Annotated in this window: 3 protein-coding genes; all 3 read right to left on the bottom strand. The window is 43.0% G+C overall.

The genetic code is table 11. The features are described from left to right. The coding region (locus WCO51_13695) for an aminotransferase class I/II-fold pyridoxal phosphate-dependent enzyme (GenBank protein MEI6514307.1) at nt 1–662 on the bottom strand (662 nt) is incomplete at its 3' end. Continuing rightward, complete coding sequence (locus tag WCO51_13700; GenBank protein MEI6514308.1) at nt 663–1,046, bottom strand: hypothetical protein; 384 nt, start codon at nt 1,044–1,046, stop codon at nt 663–665. After that, the coding region (locus tag WCO51_13705) for a GMP synthase (glutamine-hydrolyzing) (protein ID MEI6514309.1) at nt 1,043–1,633 on the bottom strand (591 nt) is incomplete at its 5' end. The genes WCO51_13705 and WCO51_13700, both read right to left, overlap by 4 nt.

The following is a 1,633-nucleotide window of genomic DNA, read 5'->3' on the forward strand; positions in this document are numbered from 1 at the left end:
TGTTTGGGTACCGTGGGATGTCTAATCGCAAAACATCTGATCCCAGATTCAGCAAGCTTATTTGCCAAAGTGGTTGCTTTGTAAGGACAACCAAGTTGTAATTGTTGTATTGGCGATGTTGAGTCACGCCACAGTAAAGAGGAATTTTGAATGTTTTGCCGAAAATAGTCTATCAATGCAGTCAGGTGAGCTCTTCTTTCTTGAGAGGCTCTAAGCTTTGCTAAAGTAACACGTACGCCATGCGCATACGCTGGACTTATAGCCGTTGAATACACAGGCTGTCGGGTGGATTGCAACAACGCATCTATCCACATTCCATTGCCCGCAACAATAGCCCCGGATGCACCTAGTGCCTTCCCAAAGGGGATAACTCTGAATGGGACATCTGTCTGCGACAGTCCGGCTGCAGATACACCACCCAAACCTTCTTCGCCCAAAACACCAAAACCATGAGCTTCATCGACCACTAAATGCCCATTGGCTTGCTTTAACAACTTAACCATCTCTACCAAAGGAGCCTGTTGCCCACTCATTGAGAAGACACTTTCAGTCAGCACGATAGTCGGCTCATTTGAGTTCTTTAATTTGAGTAATAAATCATCCATATTGTTGTGCGCAAATCTTGAAAAATTAGAACCTGCCAGGGTTAAACCATCATACACTTATGCATGTACCGCTTTATCAATCAACAAACGAGCACCAAATTGGGAAAGCAACCCTACGACCGCAAGATTCGCAACATAGCCTGAAGAAAATAACAAACAATCATCAACCAATAGCGCTTTAGCAAAGTCTTGTTCCAATTGTCTATGAGTAGGATGATAACCACAAAGTACCATGGACCCACCCGCTCCTACCGGATAATCTGCAAAACCTGTTTGATAAGCGAGCTTTATTTCAATGTCATTCGTCAACGATAAATAATCATTGGAAGAGAAATCTAACAACGTTTGCGTAGAAGAAGGTAGGCATCGAGAACGATATAGTCCTTGATGCTTCCTTTCTAAAATATATTGTTCTAATTGATGATTTAAGAGTTCACTCATTCCCACTCGATAGTTGCTGGCGGTTTTCCTGAAATATCGTAAGTAACGCGTGACACGCCACTCACTTCATTGATAATCCGATTCGAGACACGTCCTAAAAAATCCCAGGGTAAATGAGACCAATGAGCTGTCATAAAATCTGTCGTTTCCACGGCCCTAAGTGCTATAACATAACCATATTGGCGACCATCCCCCATGACGCCTACACTTTTAACCGGTAAAAACACTGCAAATGCCTGGCTTACCTTGTGATACAAATCTGCCGCGTGCAATTCTTCCATGTAGATGGCATCCGCTTGTCTTAATATAGCGGCATAGGCTTTTGTAACTTCTCCTAAAATGCGCACACCTAGTCCTGGGCCAGGAAAAGGATGTCGGCGAATCATCGTTTCAGGAAGTCCTAGTTTGAGGCCCAATTTACGTACTTCGTCTTTAAATAATAATCTTAACGGTTCTAGCAATTTCAAGCGCATATGTTCCGGTAATCCACCAACATTATGATGAGACTTGATAACTTCCGACAAGCCTTTTTGATTTAAAACAGAGGACTCTATGACGTCTGAGTATATTGTTCCCTGAGCCAACCA

Source organism: bacterium (assembly GCA_037131655.1).
Classification (GTDB): Bacteria; Armatimonadota; Fimbriimonadia; order Fimbriimonadales; family JBAXQP01; genus JBAXQP01.